Raw genomic sequence first — 23,396 nt, 5'->3', positions numbered from 1 at the left:
AACACCTCACCGAACAACGGAAACGCAGCCGACAAACCCGACCCCATCCCCGCCCACTGCGCCCCCTGACCCGAAAACACCACACCCACCCGGCGTTCGGTGGAGGCGAGTTCGGGGAGGGCTCGGGCCAGCTGTTCGGCGGCGTCGGTGGAGCCGTGTGCGGCGACGGCGGTCCGGTACGGCAGCGGAGTCCGGCTCGTGGCAAGGGAGTAGGCGATGTCCAGCGGATCCGCCATGCCGTCCGTCAACCGGGCCGTCAGGCGCTCGACCTGGCCCTGGAGTGCGTCGGCGGAGCCTGCCGAGAGGAGGAAAGGCAGTGCGGGCGGGGCGTTCCGCTCCGGCGCGGGGGCGGTGTCCTCGGCGGCGGGCGGCTCCTCGATCACGACATGGGCGTTGGTGCCGCTGATACCGAAGGAGGACACCCCCGCCCGCCGCACCCGGCCTGAAGTCCGCGGCCAGGGACGGGACTTGTCGAGCAGCCGGACGCCGCCCAGGTCCCAGTCGGCCTCCGGGGTGGGCCGCTCGGCGTGCAGGGTGCGGGGCATCCGCTCGTGGGCCATGGCCTGTACGGTCTTGATGATTCCGGCGACGCCCGCCGCGGCCTGGGTGTGGCCGATGTTGGACTTCAGTGAGCCCAGCCAGACCGGACCCCGCTCACCCCGGTCCTGGCCGTACGTCGCCAACAGCGCCTGCGCCTCGATCGGATCACCCAGCCGCGTCCCCGTACCATGCCCCTCCACCACATCCACATCCGCACCCGACACACCCGCATCCGCCCACGCCGCACGAATCACCCGCTCCTGCGCCACACCCGACGGCGCCGTCAACCCATTCGACGCACCGTCCTGATTCACCGCCGAACCCCGCACCACACCCACCACCGGATGCCCCAACCGACACGCATCCGACAACCGCTCCACCAACAACACCCCCACCCCCTCCGACCACCCCGTCCCATCCGCACCCACCCCGAACGACTTGCACCGACCATCCACCGCCAGCCCCTGCTGACGCGAAAACTCGACAAAGGTGGTGGGGGTGGCCATCACGCTGACCCCGCCGGCGAGCGCCATGTCGCATTCGCCGTTCCGCAGTGACTGGACCGCGAGGTGCAGGGCGACCAGGGAGGAGGAGCAGGCGGTGTCCACAGTGATCGCCGGACCGTGCAGACCGAAGGTGTAGGCGATCCGGCCGGACGCCACACTGCCCGCGCTGCCGGTCATCAGATAGCCCTCGGTCCCCTCGGGGAGGGACTCGGCGCGGGCGGCGTAGTCGTGGTAGGCGACGCCCATGAACACGCCGGTGCGGCTGTCGCGCACATCGGAGAGCGGGATCCCGGCGCGTTCCCAGGTCTCCCAGGAGACCTCCAGGAGCAGCCGCTGCTGGGGGTCCATGGCGAGGGCCTCACGGGGGCTGATGCCGAAGAGGGTGGCGTCGAACTCCCCCGCGTCGTACAGGAATCCGCCGTGGCGGGTGGCCGAGCGGCCGGTGGCTTCCGGGTCCGGGTCGAAGAGGCGGCCGGTGTCCCAGCCGCGGTCGTCGGGGAAGTCGCCGATCGCGTCGACCTCGTCGGCGACCAGCCGCCACAGTCCCTCCGGGTCGGCCGCGCCGCCGGGGAAGCGGCCGGCCATGGCGACGATGGCGATCGGGTCGTCGTCGACGGGCCGTGACGGACCGGCCGCCGGGGTGGTCTGCGCCGACGCGGTGGCCTGCGCGGAAGAAGTTGCCTGCGTAGAAGAGGTGGCCTGCGTGGAAGAGATGTTCCGCGTGGAAGAGGTGTTCTGCGTGGACGGGGAGGTGTCGCTGAGCGCGCGCTCGCGGAGATGGGCGGCGAGGGCGGCCGGGGTGGGGTGGTCGAACAGTACGGTGGCGGGCAGGGCCAGGCCGGTCGCGGCGCGCAGCCGGTTGCGCAGCTCCACCACGGTGAGCGAGTCGAAGCCGGACTCGCGGAACGCGCGGTCCGCGGGGATGGTGTCCCGGTCGGCCGCGTCATGGCCGAGGGCCGTGGCCGCGTGGGCGCGGACCAGGTCCAGCAGATGGCGGTCCTGGTCCGGCCGGGAGAGCCCGGCCAGCCGTCCGGCCAGCCCGTTCTCCGCCGTTGCCGGGCCGGCGGTCGCACGGACCGGTGTGCGGACGAGTCCGCGGAACAGGGGCGGCAGGCCGCTCTCCCGGGCCCGGCGGCGCAGTGCCGTGAAGTCGAGGTGGGCGGGCAGCAGCAGGGCCCGTTCGCCGCCGAGTGCCGCGGCGAACAGGGCCAGTCCGTCCGCCGTGGACATCGGGGCGAGCCCGGCCCGGCGCAGCCGTGCCACATCGGCCTCGGCGAGGCTGCCCAGACCGCTGGTGCGGGCCCACAGTCCCCACGCCAGGGAGAGTCCGGGCAGCCCCTGGGCCCGGCGGCGGTGTGCGAGGGCGTCCAGGAAGGCGTTGGCGGCCGCGTAGGCCGACTGGGCGGGGGTGCCGAGCACGCCCACGGCGGAGGAGAACAGGACGAACGCCGACAGCGGGAGGTCGCGGGTGAGTTCGTCCAGGTGGACCGCGCCGTCGGTCTTGGGGCGCAGGACCGCCGCCAGGCGCTCGGGTGTCATGTCCTCCAGCGGGCCGTCGTCGACCGCCCCGGCCAGGTGGAACACGGCGGTCAGCGGGTGCTCGGCCGGGACACCGGCGAGCAGTTCGGCGAGCGCGGTGCGGTCGGCCACATCGCAGGCGCGGAGGGTGACCTGAGCGCCCAACTCCGCCAGTTCGGCGCTCAGTTCATCGGCGCCGGGGGTGTCGGCGCCCCGCCGCCCGGTGAGGAGGAGGTGCCGGGCCCCGGCGTGGACGAGGTGCCGGGCGATGTCGCCGCCGAGGGCGCCGAGTCCGCCGGTGACCAGGACCGTACCGTGCGGGTCGATGACGGTCCGGGCTGCGGTGGTCGCCCGGACCAGGCGCGGTACGAGGAGGTCGCCGCCGCGGATCGCTGCCTGCGCCTCACCGGCTGCCACGGCGAGCGCGGCGGCGCGCCGGACGGCGCTCTCGTCGGCCGCGCTGTCGGCGTCCACCAGCACGAACCGGTCCGGGTGTTCGGCCTGCGCGGACCGTACGAGTCCCCACACCGCGCCCTGGGCGGTGTCGGTGACCTCGGCGTCGTCGCGGACCGCGACCGCGCCGCGGGTGCGGACGACCAGCCGCGCCGACGGGGGGTGTTCCTCGGTGAGCCGGGCGCGCAGGGCCTCCAGGACGCGGGCGGTGGTGGCGCGGGCGAACGGGTCCGCGGTCCCGTCGGACGGTGCCGCGTCCAGCAGGGTGAGCTCGGCCGCGGTGTCCGGGCCGTCCGGCAGCCGCTGCCAGTCGACTCCGAACAGCTCGCTGCCGCCGGTGGGTCCGCCGGTCAGGTCCGCCGCGGGCACCGGCCGCAGCAGCAGCGACGCGACGGCCGCCACCGGGGTGCCCGCCGGATCGGTGGCGGTCACGCTCACCGCGTCGCCGCCCGCCGGGGCGACGCGGACCCGCAGCGTGGTGGCCCCGGCCGTCGGTACGGACACACCGGACCAGGCGAACGGCAGCCGCAGCTGTCCGGGACCGGCCGCGGGGGTGCGCAGCAGCTCGGCGTGCAGGGCCGCGTCCAGCAGGGCGGGGTGTACGGCGTAGTGGCGGGCGTCGGCATGGTGGGCTTCGTCGAGGGCCACTTCGGCGTACATCTCGTCGCCTCGGCGCCAGGCGGCGCGCAGCCCCCGAAACGCGGGACCGTAGCCGTAGCCGTCGGTCTCCCGGTCCGCGTAGAACCCGGTGACATCGACGGTTTCCGCGCCCGGCGGCGGCCAGGCGGCGGCCCCGACGGTGGTGGTGCCGTCCGGGAGAGCCCCGGTGGCGGGAGCGGCCGTGACGGTGGTGGTGGCGTGGGACAGGGTTCCGGAGGCGTGCCGGGTCCAGGGGGTGTCGCCGTCGGTGGCGGGCCGGGCGTAGACCGCGAGGGGCCGTCCGCCGTCGGGGTCGGGCGCGTCGACGGTGACCCGCAGGTGCATCGCGGTGCCCGCGGGCACCAGGAGTGGCCGTTCCACGGTCAGTTCCTCGACGTGGGCGCAGCCGACCTCGTCCCCGGCCCGGAGCGCCAGCTCGACATACGCGGTGCCCGGCAGCAGTGCGGTGCCGCCGACGGCGTGGTCCGCGAGCCAGGCGGGTGTGCGCGGCGACACCCGGCCGGTCAGTTCGACCCGGTCGTCCGCTACGGCGGTGAGGACCGCGCCGAGCAGCGGGTGTCCGGCCGGGGCGAGCCCCGCGGCCGCGACATCGGCCGGTCCGGTCGCGGGCGCCAGCCAGTGCCTGCGCCGCTGGAAGGGGTAGGTGGGCAGGTCGACCCGGCGGGCCCCGGTGCCGTCGAGTACGGCGTCCCAGTCCACGGCGACGCCACGGACCTGGGCCTCGGCGAGCGAGCGCAGAAAGCGTTCCGGGCCGCCCTCGTCGCGGCGCAGGGTGCCGACCGCCACCGGCTGGTGCCCGGCCTCGTCCGCGGTGTCGAGCAGCGCGGACAGCAGCAAGGGGTGGGTGCTGCACTCGACGAAGGTGCCATGGCCGTCGCCGAGCAGCGCGAGCACGGTGCCCTGGAAGTCGACCGGTTCGCGGGCGTTGCGGAACCAGTAGCCGGAGTCGAGTTCTCCGGCGTCGAGCGGTGCCCCGGTGACGGTCGAGTAGAAGGGGAGGCGCGGCTCGTGGTGGGCGATGCCGGAGAGCAGTTCCAGGAGGGGTTCGCGCAGCGGGTCGACGATGGCGCAGTGCGAGGCGCCCGCGCGCACCACGATCCGGGCGCGGATGCCGTCGGCCTTGCAGTCGGCCACGAAGCGTTCGATCTCGTCCGGCTCTCCGCCGACGGTGACCGCGACCGGCCCGTTGACGACGGCGAGGTCGACGCGGGCGTCCCGCTCGGCGATCCGGCCGCGCACGGCGTCCGCGGAGAGTTCGACCGCGGCCATCATGCCGCGGCCGGGCAGTTCCTCGGCGAACAGCCTGCTGCGGCGCACCACGATCGTCGCGGCGTCCTCAAGGGTCAGTGCCCCGGCGACGCAGGCGGCGGCCAGCTCGCCCTGCGAGTGCCCGACGACCGCCGCGGGGCGCACCCCGTGCGCCTCCCAGAGGGCGGCGAGGGACACCATCACCGAGAAGTTCACCGGCTGGGCCACATCGCTGTGTTCCCAGTCGGCGGCGCCCGGGCGGCCGAGCACGGTGTCGAGCAGGGACCAGTCGACGAGGGGGTCGATGGCGGCGGCGCACGCGTCCAGCCGGGCGGCGAACGCCGGGGCCCGCTCGTACAGTGCGTTGGCCATGCCCGGCCACTGCGCGCCGTGGCCGGGGAAGACGAAGGCGACCCGGCCCGGGTCACCGGCGGTTCCCTGAACGACTCCCGCGGCCGGGGTGTCGTCGGCCAGCGCGCCGAGGGCGTCCGCGAGGTCCGCGGGACCGGCGGCCACGACGACCGCCCGGCTGCGCAGTGCGGCGCGGCCGTGGGCCAGCGAGAACGCCACATCGGCGGGGGCGAGTCCGGGATGCTCCGCGAGGTGGGCGCGCAGCTGGGCGGCCTGGGCGCGCAGCGCGGCCGGGGTCTTCGCCGACAGCGGCCAGGCCACCGGACCGGCGCTCGGCCCGCGCGGCGGTTCCGCGCCGTGCAGCGCGGGCTCCTCCTCCAGGATCAGATGGGCGTTGGTGCCGCTGATGCCGAACGAGGAGACACCGGCCCGCCGCGGCCGCCCGGGGGTGCGCGGCCAGTCCACCGGCTCGGTCAGCAGACGGACCGCGCCCGAACTCCAGTCGACGCCGGGGGTCGGCTCGTCGATGTGCAGGGTGCGCGGCAGACTCTCGTTCCGCAGCGCCATGACCATTTTGATCACACCGGCCACGCCCGCGGCCGACTGGGTGTGCCCGATGTTCGACTTGACCGAGCCGAGCCACAGCGGGCGGTCCCCGGAGCGGTCCCGGCCGTAGGTCGCGAGCAGCGCTCCGGCCTCGATCGGGTCGCCCAGCCGGGTGCCGGTGCCGTGCGCCTCCACCGCGTCGACCTCGGCGCCCGTCAGCCCCGCCGCGTGCAGGGCCCGGCGGACGACCCGGCGCTGCGCCGAGCCGTTGGGCGCGGTGAGGCCGTTGGAGCGGCCGTCGGAGTTGGTCGCCGAACCGCGGATCACGGCGAGCACCGGATGGCCGTGGCGGCGCGCCTCGGAGAGGCGTTCCAGCACCAGCATTCCGGCGCCCTCGGCCCAGCCGGTGCCGTCGGCGGCCGCGGCGAACGCCTTGGACCGGCCGTTGGGGGACAGCCCGCCGAGCCGGCTCAGTTCGGCGAACACACCCGGCGTCGGCATGACGGTCACTCCGCCCGCGAGTGCGAGCGTGCATTCGCCGCCGCGCAGGGCGCGCACCGCCGAGTGCATGGCGACGAGCGACGCCGAACAGGCGGTGTCCACGGTGACGGCGGGGCCGCGCAGGCCGAGGACGTAGGCGATGCGTCCGGAGGCGACGCTCGGGGTGGTGCCGGTGTAGAGGTATCCGTCCGAGCCGTCGCTCGGTTCGCCCATGCGCGGGCCGTACTCCTGGAAGGTGGCGCCCACGAAGACCCCGGTGTCGCTGTCGCGCACCGACTGGGGGTCGATGCCCGCGCGTTCCAGGGACTCCCACGACGTCTCCAGGAGCAGCCGCTGCTGCGGGTCGAGCGCGGCGGCCTCGCGGGGGCTGATGCCGAAGAACGCGGCGTCGAAGGCGGCCACATCGGTGAGGAAGCCGCCCTCGCGGACGTAGGAGGAGCCGCGGCGCCCGGGGTCGGGGTCGTAGAGGCGGTCGGTGTCCCAGCCGCGGTCGGCGGGGAAGTCGCCGATCGCGTCGACGCCGTCGGCCACGATCCGCCACAGGTCCTCCGGGGACCGTACGCCGCCGGGGAAGCGGCAGGCCATGCCGACGATCGCGACGGGGTCGTCCGCTGCCCCGGGGGCGGCTCCCGGCACCCCTTCGTCGGCCACGTCGGCGCCGGAGCGCAGGAATTGGGCGAGTTCGCCGGGGGTGGGGTGGTCGAAGACCAGGGTGTCCGGCAGGGTCCGGCCGGTCGCGGTGGCCAGGCGGGCGGTCAGCTCCATGCCGGTGGCCGAGGTGAGGCCGAGATCGCGGAAGGCCCGGTCGGCCGGGATCCGGCCGGGTGTGTCGGAGCCGAGCACGGCGGCGGTGTGCCGCCGCACCAGGTCCAGCGGGTCGTCGTCGGGCGGGGCGGGGGCGGCCGCCGGGTCGGGTGCCGTCGGCGCTGGCGCGGCGCCGGGCGGGTCGGACGCGGGGGGTGCCGTCGGTGCCGTCGCGGCGCCGGGCGTTTCGGACACGGGGGGTGCCGTGGCCGTGGCCGCGTCGGGTACGGGGGGCGCCGCGGCGGACGTCAGGTCGGGCAGCCAGTGGCTGCGCCGCAGGAAGGCGTAGGTGGGCAGGGCGACACGGGCTCCGCCGCCGGTCAGGGCCGTCAGGTCCACGTCGGCGCCCGCCGTGTACAGGCCCGCCAGGGCCTCCACCAGCGTCGCGGGCTCGGGACGGTCGGCGCGCAGGACGCCGAGGAACCGGCGGCCGTCCGGGACGCCGGACCTGGCCGCGGCGGCGAGGACCGTGTCCGGCCCGAGTTCCAGATAGGTGGTGACACCCGCCGCGTCCAGGGTGCGTACGCCGTCGAGGAACCGGACGGCACCCCGTACGTGCCGGACCCAGTACTCCGGGTCGCACAGCTGGTCGGCGGTGGCGAGGGCGCCGGTGAGGTTGGAGACGACCTTCGTCCGTGGCGGCGCGTAGGTCAGGGAGCGGGCGACCGTGCGGAACTCGTCCAGCATCCCGTCCATCCGGTGCGAGTGGAACGCATGGCTGACCCGGAGCCGACGGGTCCGGCGGCCTGCGGCGCGCCACCGGTCGGCGAACCGGTCGACGGCGTCGGTGTCACCCGAAACCACCACGGCGCGCGGCCCGTTGACCGCGGCGAGCCCCACCCGGCCGTCCGTGCCGTCGAGCAGGTCCCGGACCTCGTCCTCGCCCGCCTCCACGGCCGCCATCGCACCGCCCTCGGGCAGTGCCTGCATCAGCCGCCCCCGCGCGGCCACCAGGGTGCAGGCGTCCGCCAGGGTCAGCACCCCGGCGGCATGGGCGGCCGCCAGCTCACCGATGGAGTGGCCGAGCAGCAGGGCGGGCCGTACGCCGAGGCCGGTGACGAACCGGTGGAGCGCGGCCTCGACGGCGAACAGGCCGGGCTGGGCGTACTCGGTGCGGTGCAGCACGTCGCTTTCGGGCGTGCCGGGTTCGGCCCACAGGACCTCGCGCAGCGGCCGGTCCAGCAGGGGGTCGAGGTGTGCGCACACCTCGTCGAAGGCGGCGGCGAAGGCGGGATGGGCGGCGTACAACTCGCGTCCCATGCCGAGCCGTTGGGCGCCCTGCCCGGTGAACAGGACCGCGACCTCACCGGTGCCGGTCTCGCCCTCGACGGTCCCCGCTCCCGGGGTGCCGTCGCCCAGTGCGTCGAGCCGGGTGAGCAGGGTGTCGCGGTCGTCGGCGACCACCACGGCGCGCGCGGGGAACGCGGTGCGGGTGGTGAGGAGGGAGGCCGCGAGGTCGGCCGGGCGCACCTCGGGACGGTCGCGGAGCCAGTCGGCGAGGCGGCGGGCCTGGGCCCGCAGCGCCACCGGGTCATGACCGGACACGGGGTACGGCAGCGGCAGCGGCAGCGGCACCGCATGACGCGCCGATGCCGCCGGGGCGGGGTCCTCGACGAGCGGGCCCGGGGCGGGGTCCCCGGCGACCGGGGCGGGGGCGCTCTCCAGGACCAGGTGGCAGTTGGTGCCGCCCATGCCGAAGGAGCTGACCCCGGCGACGAGGGGCGCGTCCGGCCGGGGCCAGGGGCCCAGCCGGTCGTGCACGCGCAGCCGCCAGTCGTCCATCGGGATCCGGGGGTTGGGGCTGCGGTAGTTGAGGCTGGCGGGCAGCTCGCGCGCCCGCAGCGCGAGCACCACCTTGAGCAGGCCGGTGACACCGGCGGCCGCCTCCAGATGGCCCACGTTGGTCTTCACCGAGCCGACCAGCAGGGGCTGTTCGGCGGTCCGTGACCGGCCGAGGGCGGCCCCGAGGGCCTCCGCCTCGACGGGGTCGCCCACCCGGGTTCCGGTGCCGTGCAGTTCGACGTACTGGACGGCCGCCGGGTCGACACCGGCCCGGCGGTACGCCGTCTCGATGACCTCGCGCTGCGCGTCCGGGTCGGGGGTGGTCAGATCGGCGCCGCCGCCGTCGTTGTTGACCGCGCCGCCGCGGATCACGCACCGGATGTCGTCGCCGTCGAGCAGGGCCCGGCGCAGGAGCTTGAGCACCACCACCGCGCCGCCCTCACCGCGGACATACCCGTTGGCGCGGGCGTCGAAGGTCCAGCACTCGCCGTCCGGGGACAGTCCGCCGAACCGCTCGACGCCGACGGTCGCGGCGCCGGTGAGATTGAGCTGCACCCCGCCCGCGAGGGCGACCTCCGACTCCCCCGACTCAAGGCTCGCGCAGGCCAGTTGGACGGCGACCAGGGAGGACGACTGGCCGGTGTCGACGGTCATGCTGGCACCGCGCGCGCCGAGCACATAGGACAGCCGGTTGGCGATCAGGCCGCGGCCCAGCCCGGCCAGGGTGTGCGGCGACACGGCGTCCCGGCCGGCCTGCGCGGTGAGCCGGGCGTAGTCGTCGGCGATCGCGCCGAGGAAGACACCGAGCCGGGTGCCGCGGACACGGCCCGGCACGATCCCGGCGTCCTCCAGGGACTCCCAGCCCAGTTCCAGTGCGAGGCGCTGCTGGGGGTCCATGGCTGCCGCCTCGCGCGGTGTCACACCGAAGAAGTCCGCGTCGAAGTCCTCGACCCGGTCCAGGAAGCCGCCCCGGCGCAGGCGCACCGGGGCGTCGCGCCACCGGTGGCCGGGCGCCTCGGTGATCGCGCTGCGGCCGGACCGCAGCAGCTGCCAGAACTCGTCGGGACCGGACGCGCCGGGCAGCCGGCACGCGATGCCGACAACGGCCACGGGCTCCGGGGAACGGTCTTCGTCATGCATGTCTACGGCCACGGATTCGACGTTAGGCGCGGCGGTCAACTGCCCGGCAACTCGTGGGAATCCAGCCGGGATTCGGCGGCGATGAACGGGCGATTACCCGGCCGGGACTAGATTCCGCAGCACACCAGACGATGCCGGGAGCTGCCGTGAATCCATTCCTGGAAGCGATTCTCGAGAACCGACCAGCGGACGCGATCGAGCGCATGGAATTGCCCGACGAATACATCGCGGCTCATTTGCGTGCCGAGGACACCGGCATGTTCCGCGACGTCGAGCACAAGGATGTGCGCAAGTCGCTGCGGGTCGGTCCGGTGGGCATGCCGGAACTGGCCCCGGACGAGGTGGTCGTCGCGGTGATGGCCAGCTCGATCAACTACAACACGGTGTGGTCGGCGACGTTCGAGCCGATCCCGACCTTCGACTTCCTGCGCAAGTACGCGGCCCAGGGCGGCTGGGCGGCCCGGCACGACCGCCCGTTCCAGGTGGTCGGCTCCGACGCCGCCGGAGTGGTCGTGCGGATCGGCTCCGGGGTGCGCCGCTGGAAGGTGGGTGACCATGTCGTCGTGCACCCGGTGCATGTCGACGAGCAGGAGCCGGTGACACACGCCGACGCCATGCTGGGCACCGAGATGCGCGCCTGGGGCTACGAGACGAACTACGGCGGTCTGGGCGAGTTCGCCGTCGCGCGGGCCAGCATGCTGGTGCCCAAACCGGCACATCTGACCTGGGAGGAAGCCGCCGTCAGCCCGATGTGCGGCAGCACCGCGTACCGGATGCTCGTCGGCTCCAACGGTGCCCGGATGAAGCAGGGCGATGTGGTGCTGGTCTGGGGCGCCGCCGGGGGCCTCGGCGCGTACGCGGTGCAGTTCGTGAAGAACGGCGGCGGGATCCCCGTCGGTGTGGTGGGCTCGGAGCGCAAGGCCGAGGCCGTCCGCCGGCTGGGCTGCGACGTGGTGGTCAACCGGGCGGAGATCGGGCTGAGCGACGACCCGGACCCGTCTCCGGCGGACACCGTGGCCGCCGGGAAGCGGCTGGGGAGCATCATCCGCCGGGAGACGGGCAGCGACCCGCACATCGTGTTCGAGCATGTCGGGCGGGCCACCTTCGGCATCTCGATGTTCGTCGTGGGCCGCGGCGGGACCGTGGTCACCTGCGGTTCCAGCACCGGTTACCACCACGAGTTCGACAACCGCTATCTGTGGATGCGGCTCAAGCGGGTGATCGGCAGCCATGGCGCCAACCTCCAGGAGCAGGTGGAGACGAGCCGCCTGGTCGCAACGGGTGCGATCGCGCCGACGCTGTCCGCGCTGTATCCGCTCGCCGAGGCTCCCGAGGCGACCCGGCTGGTGCAGAACAACGAGCACGTCGGCAAGGTCGGTGTGCTGTGTCTCGCGCCGGAACCGGGCCTCGGGGTCACCGCGCCCCAGCTTCGCGCGCGGATCGGCGCCGACCGCATCAACCCGTTGCGGACGTTCGCGCCCGCGTCCTCCCTGTGACAGGAGCATCGTGATGCACGAGCTGGCGGAACGGTATCTGGGCAAGGCCCTCTCGGCGTGGGGTCTGGACGTGGAGTACGTGCGCGCCGAGGGCGACACGCTGTATCTGGCCGACGACGGCGGCGGCCAACGGGCGGTCACCGACTTCGTCGGCGGCTTCGGCTCGCTGTTCTTCGGCCACAACCACCCGGAGCTGGTGGCCCGCGCCAGGGCGCTGCTGGACGCGGGCACCCCCGGCCATGCCCAGCTGTCCCGGCGGCCCGAGGCGCAGCGGGTGGCGGCGGCGCTGGGCGCGATCGCCCGGCGGGAGCTGGGCGTGGACGAGCCCTACGAGGTGGTCTTCGCCAACAGCGGCGCCGAGGCGGTGGAGGCCGCCATGAAACACGCCGAGCTGGCCCGGGTGTTCCGGCTGCGCGCGCTCGCCGAGGAGGTGGACGGGCATGCCCGCGCGGCCTGCGACCAGGTGCGTGCGGGGACGGCCGCGTGGTCGCCCGTGGCCGCCGAACTCACCGGAGGGGCCACGGCCGCCGAAGCCGTACTGGAGGAGGTGCGGCGGCGCAACGCGGAGGCGCTGGGCCGGGCGCCGGAGTTCTTCGCGCTGGAGGGCGGTTTCCACGGCAAGCTGGTCGGCAGCCTTCAGCTCACGCACAATCCGGTGTTCCGGCTGCCCTTCCAGGGGCTGGGCGCGAGCGTTCGGTTCGTCCCGGCGGACCGGCCGGAGGAGGCGCTGAAGTACGCCGAGGCGGAGCAGCCGTATGTGCTCGACCTCGTCGTGGAGGACGGCGTGGTGGAGGTGCGGCGGCGGCGTGTGCCGTTCGTGGCCGGTTTCTTCGTGGAGCCGATCCAGGGCGAGGGCGGGATCAACGAGCTGACGGCGCAGCAGGCGGAACGGATCACCGAGGTGTGCCGCGCGGTGGACTGCCCGCTGGTCGTCGACGAGATCCAGACCGGCGCGGGGCGCACCGGCTCCTTCTTCGCCAGTGCGGCGATCGGCCTGACCGGCGACTACTACACGCTGGGCAAGAGCGTCGGCGGCGGCCTGGCCAAGACGTCGATGCTGCTGGTGCGGGGGTCCGCGTACGTCAAGGAGTTCGAGCTGCTGCACAGTTCGACGTTCGCCAAGGACAGCTTCTCGTGCGCGGTCACCGAGCAGGTGCTGGAGATGCTGGAGCGCGACGACGGGGCGGCCTACCGGCTGGCCGCCGAGCGCGGGGCCCGGTTGCGGGGCGCCCTGGAGGAGGTGCGGGCCGAGTTCGGCGATGTGGTGAGCGGGGTGCGCGGACGGGGTCTGCTGCTCGGGTTCGAGTTCGCGGACCAGTCGGAGTCGGGCTCCCCGGTGATCCGCAACTACGCGCGCGGCGGCTTCTTCGGTTTCGCCGTCTCGGGCTTTCTGCTGCGCCGCCACGGGCTGCGGCTGATGCCGACCGGCAGCGCGCCGAACACCCTGCGGATCGAGCCGTCCTGCACGATCGACGACGCCGCGATCGGCCGGCTGGCGGCGGGCCTCCGCGACATCTGCGAGGTGCTGCGGCGGCGGGACGCGCTGCGGCTGGTGCACGCGCTGACCCATGCGGACGGCCCGGCGCCGCGCGAGCAGCTGCGGGACTACCGCCCGGAGCCGGTGCGCGGGACCGGGACCGGGACCGGGCCGGTCGTCGCCCGGGTCGCGTACCTCGCCGAGCTGGGCACTCCGGCGGCGCTGCGGCGCTTCGACCCGTCCCTGGCCGAGCTGGACGACGCCACGCTACGGGACTTCGTCGCCCGGTCGGCGCCGGTGCGGGCCATGGCTCCGTGCCCGCCCGTGCGGTGCGGCACCGCGGACGGCACCGCCGTGGAGGTCACCGTCTTCCCGCTCCTCGTCGACGAGGCGGCCGGGGACGCGGTGGGCACGCTCGCCGCCGATGTCACGGCGCAGACCGGCGCGGCGCGGGCCGCGGGGCATACGACGGTGGTGGTCGCTCCGGTGCTGCGGCGGCTGACGGGGGCGGACGCGCCGACGGAGGTGGTGCGCGGTCCGCACGGCTTCGAACTGCCGCCGGGCTTCGGTGCCGACGGGGACCCCGGGCTGCTGCCGGTGGAACTGGCCGAGGCCCTGGCGGTCTGAGCCGCATGCAACACCCTGGCCCCGCCCGATACTCCGGGCGGGGCCAGGGTGTCGTACGGGTCGGCCCGGATCAGAAGAGCAGGGACACCGGGTCGCCGGTGCCGAGCAGGGACCGGGCGTAGTCCTCGAAGATCATCGGCCGGTTGAGCGCGGTATGCCGGCTGCCGATCTCCAGGTCCCGCCAGTACCGCTGTACGGGGTTGGTCTGCGCGAAGCCGCTGGTGCCCGCCAGGTCAAGGAGCCGTTGCATCGCCTCGCGGCAGCGCTCCAGCGAGCTCACCATGTGCATCCGCAGCCGGGCCCGCTCCGCCGGGGACGCCTCCTCGCCCTCCGGTACCGCGTCGAAGCCGTCGGCCACCGCGAGCATGTGCAGCATGCCGGTGTCGATGAGATGCGTCGCCTCGGCGAACTCCTGCTGCACGGACAGCGAGTCGATCGCGCGGGAGTAGGTGGAGAAGGCCAGCGGCTTGTGCTCCTCCAGCTTCGCGCGGACCAGGTCCAGCGCGCCCCGGGCCGCGCCCACGAGCGAGGACAGCGAGTGGAGGTTGCCCTTGATGAGGACGGTCGCGGGCACCGGCGAGTCGGGCTCGCCGTCCGGCTTGAGCGGCGCGAACTGCACAAAGCGGTCCGGTACGAACAGGTCCTCGGCGACCATGGCGTGGGTGCCCGTGCCGAGCAGCCCGGCCACCTTCCAGGTGTGCTCGATGCGCAGGTCGACGGGGGGCGCCAGCAGGTTGGCCACGCCGGTCTGCTTGCCGTGGTCGTACACCGGCACCCAGGCGAGGAACGCCCAGTCGGACAGTTCACAGCCCGAGGCGTACGGGAAGCGGCCGTTGACCTTGAGTCCGCCGTCCACCCGGTCGGCCCGCAGCTCCGGGTCGAGGCTGGCGGCCGAGAGCATGACGGTGTCCGGGTCACCGCCGTAGATCTCCCGCAGACCGGCCTCGGGCATCAGCATCACCAGGTCCACGGAGGCCGCGTGGTTGGCGGCGATCCAGCCCGTGGACGGGCAGCCGCGGCCCAGCTCCGAGAGGATCTCCACCTGGTGGCGCATGGGCAGTTCCCAGCCGCCCCAGGCGCGCGGGGTGCTCAGGCGCAGCAGGCCCGCGTCCCGCAGGGCCGACATGTTCTCCTCGGGGACCTTCGACTCCCGCTCGGTCTGCTCGGCGTTGCGCCGCAGCAGCGGGACCGTTTCCCGCGCCCGGTCGATCAACTCCTGGCGGGTGGGGACCCGTTCGACGGTGATCTGGGACATGGCAGTTCCTCCTCGGGACCATTCGCGGGATGGCTTCTTCCCACGCGTTCGGGGCAGTTCCGCGAAATGGTCACCGGACGATCGGCATTGGCGTGCCTGACCCTGCGCGACGTGCCCACGGCGGGAAAGGCTAGCGATGTCCGCGGTACATACGCCCACGGCTCTGTAATCGCCCGTCCCGCTCCGCCGGAATTCATCGTTACCTGTTGCAGAACGGGTAATGGAGGTGCCTCAGTAGGGTGTTGTGCGTGGATCGAGGGACACCCGTGCAGCGACCAGTCAACGTACTCGGAATCGGTGGTTCGACCCGGCCGGACTCCTCCGCGGAGCGCGCCCTGCGCGCGACCCTGGCGGCCGCCGAACGCCAGGGTGCGGTCGTGACCGCCATCGCGGGCACCGACCTGCTGATGCCGCTCTACGACCAGGCCGAGGCGGTGTCCCCGGCTGCCCGGCGGCTGCTGACGGCGCTGGCCCGGGCGGACGGTGTGGTGATCGCCAGCCCCGCCTATCACGGCAGCACGTCCGGGCTGCTGAAGAACGCCCTGGACCATGTCGAGGAGTTGCGCACCGACGCGCGCCCCTACCTCAGCGGGCGCGCCGTCGGCTGTGTGACCGTGGCCCAGGGCTGGCAGAGCGGTGTGTCCACGCTGGGCGCGCTGCGGACGATCGTGCATGCGCTGCGGGGCTGGCCGACACCGCTGGGGGTGGTGGTGAACACCGCGGCGACGGGCTTCACGGCGGACGGCCGCTGCGCCGACCCCCGGCTCCAGGAGCAGTTGGAGACCATGGCCCGGCAGGTGGTGGAGTTCGCCCGAATGCACGCCCGAGGGCGCGGGACACCGGACGAGGGCGAACGGGTACTCCTCGGCGGCGCGACCGCACCGGAGACCACACGCTGACGGGGGCCGCGAGCGGCCGCCGGGCCTCGGCGGCCTCGGCGACCCGGTCGGCCCGGCGGCCCCGGTGACCCCGGTGACCCCGGCGGCCATCCGCAGTCCCGGCTCGGGTGCCCCGGACGGCCGCCAGGCTTCGACGTCGGAGACGGCCGCCGGAACGGCCCTGCCACTCAGGCCGCCGCGGCAGCCTCCCTCAGCCGGGCCTCCAGTCGTCGGACGAGCCGGTCCAGGCGGATGAGGCCGCGTGCCACCGGGCCGTCCGGCGACAGGGGCCGGACGTCCCCGCCACCGTGCCGCTGCTCCTGCCGGTCCGCCCAGGCGGTGAACACGGCGCGCTGAGACGCCCGTTGGGCATGCGGGATGCGGGAGTACACCACGCGACCGACCAGTTCGTGCCAGAAGGCGTACCGGACCCCGTCCCCGGGGGCGCGCCGCTCCTCTCTGACCAGTACGCCCCGGCGGGTGAGATCCTCCAGTACCGCGGCGGCCGCGTCCCCGCCGCATCGCCGCATCGCCGCCACCGCGTCCGCGGTCGCGGTGCCGCCCGCCACGGCCACATCGTCCAGCACCGCCCGTGCCCCGCCCGGCAGTTCGTCCAGCCGGGCCGCGATCACGCGCCGGACCGCCACCGGCAGCAGGCTCGCCGCGCTGTCGTCCGGCCCCCGGCCGGGTGCCACGTCGCCGGACCGGATCCGGTCCGCGAGACAGCGTACGAACTCCGCGGCGAACAGGGGATTTCCGTCGGCCAGGATCACCATGATCCGGGCCAGTTCCCGGATCATTCCCGCCCCCACCGCGGACTCCGCTCCGACGCCTATGCCATGGGCGTCGAGCAGCAGCCGCACCTGCTGCTCGACCACGGCGTCGGGCAGCGGCGCCAGCGGGACGGTCACCACGTCGTCGCTGGGCGAACTCCACCCGGGGCGGCGGCGGAAGAGTTCCGGGCGCGCCCCGCAGAGCACGAACAGGCGTGACCGTGCGGAGGGTTCGGTCTGCCGGTCGATGAAGTCGAGCAGTGCCTCGTCGGCGGCGTGCAGATCGTCGATGACGAGCAGCACGGGCCGTTCCACGGCGTACCGCTCCAGGAAGCGCAGCCAGGCCGCCTGCACCTCTCCGGAGGGCGCGGTGGGGTCGAAGCCGTGGACGCCCGCGATGAGGACCAGCAGCTGGGTGAACATCCAGTCCGCCTCCTCCGCGGTGGCCGCCGTCCGCCGCACGGCCGACCAGAGCTTCTCCCTGGCCTGCTCCGGCGGGTCGTGCGGTGCGATGCCGCAGCAGCGGGACAGTTCCTCCGCGACGACGGCCAGCAGGCTGTCGTCGACCTGGCAGGGGAACAGATGGGCCACGAAGGTGCGGTCCTCGCCGTCGCGGCGGCGGACGATCCGCTCGAACTCGCCGATCAGACGACTCTTGCCCAGGCCCGGCTCGCCGACGACCAGCGCCAGCGGCGGACCTCCTCCGGGCCCGGCCCGCTCCAGCAGACCGAGCAACACCTCGATGTCCTGACCGCGGTCGAGCAGCGGCAGACCGTGGTCCTGGGGGCTCGCCGGACGGACCGCCGCCACGGACCACAGGGCCGATGAGGTACGGGCCCGCCGGTAGTCGATCCTCGTCGTGGTGTGCCGTCGGACGCCGTCGCCGACCCACACCTCGCCGGGCGGCACCAGCGGGAGCATGGAGTGGCAGCGGTCCAGGGCGGTGCCGGTCGCGGACAGCGGCCCGTCCTCGTGGCAGGCGTACCGGACGAGTGCCTCCCCGGTGTCCACCGCCGCCCGCACCCCGACACCGCGCAGTGCGGGGTGCGGGCGGCTGAAGCGGTGCCGGATCGCCAGTGCGGTCAGCACGGCGCGCATGGCATCGTTGTCGCGGCTGCGCGGCGCGCCGAAGATCACCAGCCAGAGCGATCCGACCTTGGCGGCCACGGTTCCCCCGAAGCGCTGTGCCTCGGCGGTGACCACCTCGTTCACCGACTCCATCGCGGTGTCGACCTGTTCGGGGTCGGGGTGCCCGCACTCCGCCTCGAATGCGGCCCGCAGCAGTACGACACTGACCTCCCTGCGTTCCCGTACGGGGGCTCCGCGGTCGGCCGCGACGACCGGCGGGACCTCCTGGGCGGCGGGCGGTCGGTGGGCGGTCGGCTCCTGCCCCGGGGTGATGCGGGTGTGCGCGGGGGCCGGCACATACAGCAGGGCCGGGTCATGGGTGAGGATCGCCCGCTGGAGGTCCCGCAGTTCGCGGCCCGGCTCCAGACCGAGGTCCGAGATCAGCGCCGTCCTGGCCCTGCCGTACGCGGTCAGCGCGTCCGCCTGTCGTCCGCTGCGGTACAGCGCGAGCATGAGCTGCCCCAGCAGCCGTTCGCGCCGCGGCTCGGCGCCGACCGTCGCCTGGAGCTGCGGCAGCACCACATCGTGGTGCCCCAGGGCGAGTTCGGCCTCGAAGAAGTCCTCCAGGACGTCCAGGCGGGTGTTCTGAATCGCCTTCAGTTCCGGCCAGAGCACCCCGGTCTCCGCCAGGTCGGCGAGGACGGGACCCCGCCACAGCGCGAGCGCCTCGCGCCGCAGCGCGGACGCGGCATCTGGCGCGCCCCGGTCCATCTCCGCCCGGGCCTCGTCCACCAGCGCCCGGAACCGGTACAGGTCCACCGACTGCGGCTCGACCCGCAGCAGATAGCCGGGCGTACGGGTGAGCAGGGCGACCGGACCGGCGGAGTGCTGCCCCTCCCCGTCCGACTCCAGGAGGCGGCGTAATCGCCATACCGCGTTCTGCACCACCTTGCGGGCCGACGGCGGCGCCGGGCCGTCCCACAGCGCGGCGATCAGTCTGCTCGTGGCGACCACCTCGTTGGCGTGGAGCAGCAGATGGCCGAGCGCCGCCCGCTGCTTGATTCCGCCGAGGTTGAGTTCGCGGCCGTGCCGTACGACCTCCAGCGGGCCCAGGACCCTGAACTGCGTTCCCCCGCTCACCGCGTCCCCCAGGAGTCGGTCGAGTAGGCGGTGGCCGCGGCGGGCGAGTGCAGGGCCGGGGCGTGGATGAGGATGTCCCGCTCCAGGCGCAGCAGTTCCCGGCCGGGACGGATGCCCGAGGCCTCGGAGATCGTGGCCTGGGCCTGCCGGCACACGTCCAGCGCGTCCGTCTGCCTGCCGCTCCGGTAGAGGGCGAGCATGAGCAGCGCGAACAGCCGCTCCCGCGCGGGTCCGGAGTCCGCGAGGACCACATTCAGCTCGTCGATCACCTCCCGGTGGCGCCCCAGCATCAGATCGGCGGTGCAGCGGTCCTCCAGCGCGGCCCACCGCTCCTCCCGCAGCGCGGTCAACTCGGGCCAGTCCACGCCCGCCTCGACCAGATCGGCCAACGCCTCCCCCCGCCACAGGCCGAGAGCCTCCCGCAGGGTGCGGGCGGCCTGCTCCCAGGAGCCCTCCGCCAGCTCCCTGCGGCCGCGTTTGACGAGCCGGGTGTGGCGGGACAGGTCGACCTGCTCCCCCGGCACCTGGAGCAGATAGCCGCCGGAGCCGGTCACCAGGGAGCAGGAGGGGGTGCCGGAGGGCTCGGCGGCGCTGAGCGTCCGGCGCAGACCGGACACGGCGTTCTGAAGGATCTTCCGAGCGGTGGCCGGTTCGTCCCGGTCCCACAGCGCGTCGATGAGCCGGCTGGTGGAGACCGGTGTGTTGGCGTACAGCAGCAGAAAGCCCAACGCGGCGCGTTGATTCACTCCGCCCAACGGTAAGGAGACACCGTTGCGCACCACTTCCAAAGGCCCGAGCAGATTGAACTTCACAGTATTGCTTCCCGTCTTGAAATCACTGCCCCGCCCCGGCAGGTAGGCCGAGGACGATGCGCGGAACCGGGTGCGCCGGGAAGGGGTTTCTCTTCCGTTTCGGCGCACATCCATGCAGATGAGGTCGGCTTGTTGAGTAAGAAGGGAAATTCCGTTTTCGGGCGCGGTGGGTGCGCCCCGTGGTCGGGTGAAGTCGGCCGGGAAAAGGCCGGTGAGGGCGGACCCGTGTCGGCCGGGCGCCGGACGGTGAGCGGTGGACGACGGCCGAGGAGACCGGCGCGGAGCGGGCAGGGCCTTGGCAGGGTTGCCCCGTGGGCGTTCCGGAAAGACTCGGTCACGGGCGCTCGGTACGGAGGTGAGGGGCCGGCAGCCGGGGAGTTCGTCCCGAACGGCGGGGCCGGTCCGCGCCCTTGCGGGGGTGCTCAGCAGGGCCCGCTGAATCTCCGTGGCCCCGGGCGGAGTAGGCCGTCTCCAGAATGTCCAGGACGAGCTTTTCGTCGTTCGTTCATGATCCACCTCATCGCGAACAGCATTCCGCCCTACGAACACAGTTCTATGGGACGAACAGCGTTTGTGTCCAGTATGGGATTCGTTACACTCACCCAGATCGGAGGTGATCACGTGGAGACCCCTAGGTCCGCCTGGAACCACGAACCACGTGCAGTCAAGCGACTGTCCCGGGAACTCATCGTCGACACCGCCCTGGAAATCCTGGCGGCAGAAGGCATGGAGGCGGTGAACATGCGCCGCGTCGCCCAGGCCCTCAAGACCGGCGCCGCGTCTCTCTACGCGCACGTCTGCAACAAGAGCGAGCTGAGCGAACTCATGCTGGACCGAGTGCTGGAGATGGCACCGGTGCCCGACCCCGATCCGCAGCGCTGGACCGAGCAGATCACGGAGGTCCTGCGCAGCCAGGTCCGGGTCATGACCGCCTATCCGGGCATCGCCCGGGTGAGATGCCAGAGCATCACCCCGGTCGGCCCGAACGACCTTCTCCAGTCGGAGAGGATGATGGCCATCCTGCGGGCGGGCGGACTGTCCATGCGGCAGGCCGCCCAGGCGACGGACATGCTCTGCCTCTACACCCGGGCGTTCGCCTACGCGATGAGCATGTGGACGTTCGGCGCCGTCGAGCACGGCGACCGGGTCCACGCCCAGCGCGACAAGGAGATACGGGAGTACATGGCCGCGTTCCCCGCGCGGTTCCCCAACATGCTGAAGACACGCGACCTGTTCAGCGCCGAAGCCGCAGCGGAACGTTTCGAGCTGGCCGTCGAGATGCTCGTCGTGGGACTCACCCATCTCGCGGCGGCCAACGCCGAGCGGTCCGCGGACCTGTGCCCCGGCGCGGACGCGTCCCTGACCCCGGACCTCGAGGAGTCCGCACCCCACCGCTGAACCGCCGACTCCCCACCGGTCCGGCACCCCGGGTGCCTGGGCGGCCACCGCAACCGCGGCCGCATGCCTTCCGGAGGGGGGCCGGGGCGCGCCCAAGGCGTCCTCGCGCGTGACCTTCGCTGCCGCAAGGCCGATACTGCCGACAGCAGTACCCCAGCCAGGACCTCGCCGACCGCCCAGCCGACCTGACACCCCATCTCCGACGTCAGCACCACCTCAGCATCAGTACCGCCGGAACCCGCTCCGGGCCGTCACGGACCACCAGGACCACCAACCCCCCTTGCTCCGACCAGCGAAAACGCAGGCCATGGAATGGCTGCCGACCTTCTCAGGAGGTACCCATGAAGATGCTGATCAACGTCCCGGAGACCGTGGTCACGGACGCGCTGCGGGGCATGGCAGCCGCGCATCCCGAGCTGACCGTCGATGTGGAGAACCGGGTGATCGTACGGCGGGACGCCCCGGTCGCGGGGCAGGTCGCGCTGGTTTCCGGGGGCGGCTCGGGGCATGAGCCGCTGCACGGCGGCTTCGTGGGTCCGGGCATGCTCGCGGCGGCGTGTCCGGGCGAGGTGTTCACCTCCCCGGTGCCCGACCAGATGGTGCGGGCCGCCGCGGCCGTGGACAGCGGCGCCGGGGTGCTGTTCATCGTGAAGAACTACACCGGCGACGTCCTCAACTTCGACATGGCGGCCGAGCTGGCCGAGGACGAGGGCATCCAGATCGCGAAGGTTCTGGTCAACGACGATGTCGCGGTGACCGACAGCCTCTTCACGGCGGGTCGGCGCGGCACCGGCGCCACCCTCTTCGTGGAGAAGATCGCGGGGGCCGCGGCGGAGGAGGGCCGCCCACTGGAGCGGGTGCAGTCCGTCGCCCGCCAGGTCGTGGAGAACGCGCGCAGTTTCGGTGTCGCCCTCAGCGCCTGCACCACCCCGGCGAAGGGCACTCCGACCTTCGATCTCCCGCTCGGGGAGCTGGAGTTGGGCATCGGCATCCATGGCGAGCCGGGGCGCGAGCGGCGCGCGATGATGACCGCGCGGGAGATCGCCGATGTCTCGGTGGACGCGGTCCTCGACGACCTGCGGCCGCGCAGTCCCGTACTGGTCCTGGTCAACGGGATGGGTGCCACCCCGCTGCTGGAGCTCTACGGCTACAACGCCGAGGTGCAGCGGGCGCTGGCCGAGCGGGGTGTCCCGGTCGCCCGCACCCTCGTCGGCAACTACGTCACCTCGCTCGACATGGCCGGTGCCTCCGTCACGCTGTGCCAGATCGACGAGGAGCTGCTGCGGCTGTGGGACGCCCCGGTCAGCACACCCGGCCTGCGCTGGGGCAGGTGAGCACTCCACCACCCTCACTGAGGTCAACGTCCGTACCATGCAAGGAGATTCAGTGCTCGACGCCGACTTCTTCCGCCGCTGGATGGCGGCGGCCGCCGCCTCCGTCGACCGCGAGGCGGAGCGACTGACCGCGCTCGACTCACCGATCGGCGACGCCGACCACGGCAGCAATCTGCAACGCGGCTTCCGCGCGGTCGTGGCCACGCTGGAGAAGGAGGCACCGGCCACCCCGGGCGCGGTCCTCCAGCTCGCCGGGAAACAGCTGATCTCGACGGTGGGCGGCGCCTCCGGACCGCTGTACGGGACGCTGCTGCGCCGCGCCGGAAAGGCGCTCGGAGACGCCGAGGAGGTCACCGGGGAGCAGCTGGCCGAGGCGCTGCGGGCCGGTGTGGACGGGGTCATGGCGCTGGGCGGGGCCGCGCCCGGTGACAAGACCATGATCGACGCCCTGGTGCCCGCCGTGGAGGCGCTGTCCACCTCCGCCGAAGCGGCCCGGGCGGCCGCCGAGGAGGGTGCGGTGGCGACGACGCCGCTCCAGGCCCGCAAGGGCCGGGCGAGTTATCTGGGGGCGCGCAGCATCGGGCACCAGGATCCCGGCGCCACGTCCTCGGCCCTGCTGATCGCCGCACTGGTGGAGGCCGCAGATGAGTGACTCCGCCGGAAAGCTGGTGGGCATCGTGCTGGTGTCGCACAGTGCCGCTGTCGCCGAGTCGGTCGCGGAGCTGGCGAAGGCGCTGGCGGGCCGTTCCGCGGGGGTGTCCGTCGCCCCGGCGGGCGGCACGCTCGACGGCGGCTTCGGCACCAGCTCCGAGGTCGTCTCGGCGGCCGCCGCGGCGGCGGATCAGGGGGCCGGGGTCGCCGTGCTCGCCGATCTCGGCAGTGCGGTGCTCACCGTGAAGGCGCTGCTCGCCGAAGGCGACGAACTCCCCGAGAACACACGGCTGGTCGACGCCCCCTTCGTGGAGGGCGCGGTCGCCGCGGTCGTCACGGCCTCGGCGGGGGCGGACCTGGCCGCGGTGGAGGCGGCGGCCGCGGAGGCGTACGGGTACCGGAAGGAGTGACACGGGCACCCGTTACGACGAGGTGCGC

General features: G+C 73.6%; 11 protein-coding genes. 7 read left to right on the top strand and 4 right to left on the bottom strand.

Annotated elements, in window-relative coordinates; genetic code table 11:
- Nucleotides 1-10,049 (bottom strand): SDR family NAD(P)-dependent oxidoreductase (locus ACIHAA_RS31570; protein WP_399823217.1); only part of this gene is annotated, 10,049 nt, incomplete at its 3' end.
- Between the two features lie 203 nt (nt 10,050-10,252).
- Between ACIHAA_RS31570 and ccrA the strand changes: the two genes are divergently transcribed.
- Complete coding sequence (gene ccrA / locus ACIHAA_RS31565; protein ID WP_399823213.1) at nt 10,253-11,545, top strand: crotonyl-CoA carboxylase/reductase; 1,293 nt, start codon at nt 10,253-10,255, stop codon at nt 11,543-11,545.
- Between the two features lie 13 nt (nt 11,546-11,558).
- A complete protein-coding gene (locus ACIHAA_RS31560; protein ID WP_399823211.1) occupies nt 11,559-13,649 on the top strand; it encodes an aspartate aminotransferase family protein in 2,091 nt (696 codons plus the stop codon).
- Between the two features lie 70 nt (nt 13,650-13,719).
- On the opposite strand, the gene ACIHAA_RS31555 is transcribed toward ACIHAA_RS31560, so the two are convergent.
- Nucleotides 13,720-14,904, bottom strand: a complete 1,185-nt coding sequence (locus tag ACIHAA_RS31555) for an acyl-CoA dehydrogenase family protein (protein WP_399823209.1) — start codon at nt 14,902-14,904, stop codon at nt 13,720-13,722.
- Between the two features lie 266 nt (nt 14,905-15,170).
- Between ACIHAA_RS31555 and ACIHAA_RS31550 the strand changes: the two genes are divergently transcribed.
- Complete coding sequence (locus ACIHAA_RS31550; protein WP_399823207.1) at nt 15,171-15,803, top strand: NADPH-dependent FMN reductase; 633 nt, start codon at nt 15,171-15,173, stop codon at nt 15,801-15,803.
- A gap of 167 nt (nt 15,804-15,970) precedes the next feature.
- Here ACIHAA_RS31550 and ACIHAA_RS31545 read toward each other — a convergent pair whose 3' ends face one another.
- A complete protein-coding gene (locus ACIHAA_RS31545; protein WP_399823205.1) occupies nt 15,971-18,763 on the bottom strand; it encodes a BTAD domain-containing putative transcriptional regulator in 2,793 nt (930 codons plus the stop codon).
- A complete protein-coding gene (locus ACIHAA_RS31540) occupies nt 18,760-19,509 on the bottom strand; it encodes a BTAD domain-containing putative transcriptional regulator (protein WP_399823203.1) in 750 nt (249 codons plus the stop codon). Before ACIHAA_RS31540 ends, ACIHAA_RS31545 begins: the two co-directional genes overlap by 4 nt.
- 687 nt (nt 19,510-20,196) lie before the next feature.
- Between ACIHAA_RS31540 and ACIHAA_RS31535 the strand changes: the two genes are divergently transcribed.
- The 4 genes from ACIHAA_RS31535 to ACIHAA_RS31520 all read left to right on the top strand — a co-directional run bounded on the left by ACIHAA_RS31535 (nt 20,197) and on the right by ACIHAA_RS31520 (nt 23,368).
- Entirely contained in the window at nt 20,197-20,973 is a 777-nt protein-coding gene (locus tag ACIHAA_RS31535) for a TetR/AcrR family transcriptional regulator (RefSeq protein WP_399823201.1), read from the top strand.
- 341 nt (nt 20,974-21,314) lie between these two features.
- Nucleotides 21,315-22,307, top strand: a complete 993-nt coding sequence (gene dhaK / locus ACIHAA_RS31530; RefSeq protein WP_399823199.1) for a dihydroxyacetone kinase subunit DhaK — start codon at nt 21,315-21,317, stop codon at nt 22,305-22,307.
- Between the two features lie 52 nt (nt 22,308-22,359).
- Nucleotides 22,360-22,959 carry a dihydroxyacetone kinase subunit DhaL gene (dhaL, locus tag ACIHAA_RS31525; protein ID WP_399823197.1) on the top strand — a complete coding sequence of 200 codons (600 nt, stop codon included), beginning with the start codon at nt 22,360-22,362 and terminating at the stop codon, nt 22,957-22,959.
- The gene (locus tag ACIHAA_RS31520; protein ID WP_399823195.1) at nt 22,952-23,368 is read left to right on the top strand and encodes a PTS-dependent dihydroxyacetone kinase phosphotransferase subunit DhaM; all 417 of its coding nucleotides are present in this window, start codon (nt 22,952-22,954) and stop codon (nt 23,366-23,368) included. The genes dhaL and ACIHAA_RS31520 overlap by 8 nt, the downstream gene beginning before the upstream one ends.
- Nucleotides 23,369-23,396 lie beyond the last annotated feature (28 nt).

Source organism: Streptomyces sp. NPDC052040 (assembly GCF_044548405.1).
Classification (GTDB): Bacteria; Actinomycetota; Actinomycetes; order Streptomycetales; family Streptomycetaceae; genus Streptomyces.
Note: the sequence above shows the minus strand (reverse complement) of the source record. Positions and strands in the feature narration are given on the sequence as shown.